This window comes from Lactobacillus gallinarum DSM 10532 = JCM 2011, from assembly GCF_001434975.1.
In the GTDB taxonomy this organism is placed as follows: Bacteria; Bacillota; Bacilli; order Lactobacillales; family Lactobacillaceae; genus Lactobacillus; species Lactobacillus gallinarum.
On the sequence record NZ_AZEL01000025.1, the window covers coordinates 1 to 3,009 of the forward strand.

Genomic DNA, 3,009 nt, shown 5'->3' on the forward strand with positions numbered 1-3,009 from the left:
TAACAAGATTGGACTTTTTTTGTTAACTAAAACGATTTAACTAGCACCACGCGTAAAAAGAATGTAAATAAAGGACACGAAAAAAATCACTCTAGATAGCAGAACTAGAGTGATTTTTCAATACACTTGATTATTTTACGCTTACTCATTATCTACTCAGGGAAGAATGCACATCCATTTGTATTTAATTGGTTAGCATCCCCAGGAACTTTAATCATTGTTGCAACTTTTATTGGTGGTTGTATTCAAGGCGAATCACTAAAAGATATGTTAAAGATCCTTTGGAATGTTATCAAAGGTTTGTGGAAGACAATTATCACGATTTGTTCAATCGTTGCTCTAGCTAAGGTAATGGGCTACTCAGGTATGACATCATCATTAGCTGTAACTTTAGTAAGAATTATGGGTCCAGTTTACCCATTGATTGCTCTTTTAATTGGTGCATTAGGAACCTTCATTACCGGCTCAGATACTTTTGCTAACGTTTTATTTGGTAACTTACAATTATCAGCAGCAAAGACTTTAGGCGTAAGTTCAAACTAGGTAGTTGCTTCAAACATGGTTGGTGCAACTGCTGGTAAGATGATCTCACCACAAAGTATCGCTTCTGCTTCAATTGGTAAAGAAGGTAGTGAAGGTGTTATCTTGAAGAAAATGCTAGTATGGTGTGGATTATACTTACTAGTAATTTGTGTCTTCTTATATGCAACAGGTTTCTTGTTAAAGATGCTTTAATTTTTCGAAACTATAAAATTTTGCTAATAATTAAAAAGCCGTAAACGCTAGTCTTGAGTAATCTTTTACGGCTTTTAATTTTTACATTTTGAATTTTGTAAGCATTTTCTTTCCTGACAAATCAACTTAATGCTAAAATTTATTTGTCTGAATGATAATAATTTTGGACAAGGATTACTAACTTGGTTAATTTACCTAAATAAGCAAATTATAATCTTAGTATTATTATGATATTTATAAAGGGGTATTTTTATGAGTAAATCAAAAATTGTGATTATCGGTGCATCCCATCCTGGACATGAAGCAGCTATTGAATTAGTTGATCGCTATAAGGACTTAGATGTTCAAGTATTTGAAGCTAGCGATTTTGTTTCATTTATGTCTTGTGGAATGAAGCTATTTCTTGAAGGAAAAACTACCGGACAAGATAATGTTCGCAACTTTGCACCAGATGATTTCAAGGAGCGTGGCATTAAGTTGCAGAACAATAGTGAAGCAATTGCCGTAAATCCTGAAAATAAGACTGTCACAATTAAAAATACAGTTGATCAAACAACTACTGATGTAAGTTATGACAAGTTGATTTTGACCCCAGGTGTTAACCCACAAAACATTGACGTACCTGGAAATGATCTAGACCATATTTATTTAATGCGTGGCTACAGCTGGGCAAGCAAGATCAATGAAGCACTTAATGATCCATCAATTAAGAAGGTTAGTGTTGTTGGTGCTGGTAATGGTATTTCTGCAGTTGAAGCAGCTCTTAGCCATGGTAAGGAAGTTACTTTAATTGATATTAACGAAGCTCCACTTTCAAATTACTTACCTGAAGAATTTACTGATGTTTTCACTAAGGAACTTACAGATAAGAAAGTCGACTTGTTAATGGACACCAAAGTAACTGGCTTTAAGGGTGACGGCACAGTTGAAGCAATTGTTACTGATAAGGGTGAAGTTGCTACTGATTTAGTAATTATTACTGTAGGTATTAAGGCAAATACTGATTGGTTAAAAGACACGGTTAAGCTTAATAAAGCAGGCTACATCTTAACAGATGAATACTTTAGAACAAACTTACCAGATGTTTATGCAGTTGGTGACGCAATTTGGCCATATTCAATTCCAGCTAATAAAAATATCCCTATTCCTTCAGCAACCGCTTCTAGACATGAAGCACAATATCTTGTAAATCACTTGTTCGAAGAAAAGCCAGTTCGTCCATTCTACGGCTTAGCTGGTGCACAATTATTAGAATTCGGTGATGTTCATGCAGTAGTAACTGGTTTAAACTCAAGAACAGCAAGATTTGCTGGAATTGAAGCCACAACCAGTGTATATATAGATCATTTACGTCCTGACTTCATCCCAGATGAAGATAACCCATTAGGTTATGTAGCATTGACCTTTGATAAGCTTAACCACCAAATTTTAGGTGGGACAGTAATGTCTACTTATGATTTAACAGGTCAAGGAAATGTCCTTAGTTTAGCTATTAGCCATAGACTTACTTTAGAAGATCTTGCAGAACAAGATTTCTTCTTCTCACCAAGTTTTGACCGTCAATGGAGTCTACTTAACTTGGCGGCCCAACATGCCTTAGGCTGGGCTAAATTCTAATTTAATGAAAGTAGGTCCCAATATGAAGTATCCAGAAACCAAAGAAAAGTTAAATGAATTAGTCATTAATTTATTGCATATGCACATGATTGTTCGCCGTCACCATTGGTATATGCGCGGCAGTCAATTCTTGAAGTTGCATCCATATCTTGATGACTTAATGGATGAACTAGATGATCAGATTGATGGTCTTGCAGAAAGACTAATTACCATCGATGGTTCACCTGTTGCCACTTTAAGGGAAGTTGTTCAATTAAATAAAATTCCTGGTGAAAAGGGGAGTTGGGACTTCACTAATACACAAAGACTTGAAAAGATCATTTCAGGCTATCGTTATTTAGATAAGCTCTATGAAGAAGCGCTTGAAGCTTCTGATAAAGAAGGAGATTACTCTACTAATGATATTTTGACTGGTTTCCATACTGATCTTGAAAAGCGGCTTTGGATGTTAACGGCTGAACTTGGTCAGGCTCCAGATATTGATGCATAAGTCGTAAATTTAGAGAAAATAGCGAATCTGTAGTGGTTCGCTATTTTTTATGGCAAAAAACTCTATCACAATTTACGTAAGCAACTGAAATTTGGACTATAATTTCGAGGCTTTTTCTACGTAAAGTCAAGCATAATAAGAAGTTTGGCTTCATTTTTTATTTAAAT

General features: G+C 35.1%; 2 protein-coding genes and 1 pseudogene. All 3 read left to right on the plus strand.

The window, feature by feature from the left end:
• Positions 1-144: 144 nt before the first annotated feature.
• Positions 145-735, plus strand: a pseudogene (locus FC37_RS03800) (L-lactate permease); the annotation flags it as partial.
• Between the two features lie 252 nt (positions 736-987).
• Positions 988-2,352, plus strand: coding sequence for an FAD-dependent oxidoreductase (locus tag FC37_RS03805; RefSeq protein WP_025006477.1), 1,365 nt, complete (start codon positions 988-990; stop codon positions 2,350-2,352).
• Positions 2,353-2,374: 22 nt separating this feature from the next.
• Positions 2,375-2,842, plus strand: coding sequence for a Dps family protein (locus FC37_RS03810; protein WP_025006478.1), 468 nt, complete (start codon positions 2,375-2,377; stop codon positions 2,840-2,842).
• The last annotated feature ends 167 nt before the right edge of the window (positions 2,843-3,009 follow it).

What these genes read in the sequence shown, in the direction of transcription:
- FC37_RS03810 (WP_025006478.1), top strand. Translation starts at nt 2,375, where the DNA reads ATGAAGTATCCAGAAACCAAAGAAAAGTTAAATGAATTAGTCATTAAT.
- FC37_RS03805 (WP_025006477.1), top strand. Translation starts at nt 988, where the DNA reads ATGAGTAAATCAAAAATTGTGATTATCGGTGCATCCCATCCTGGACAT.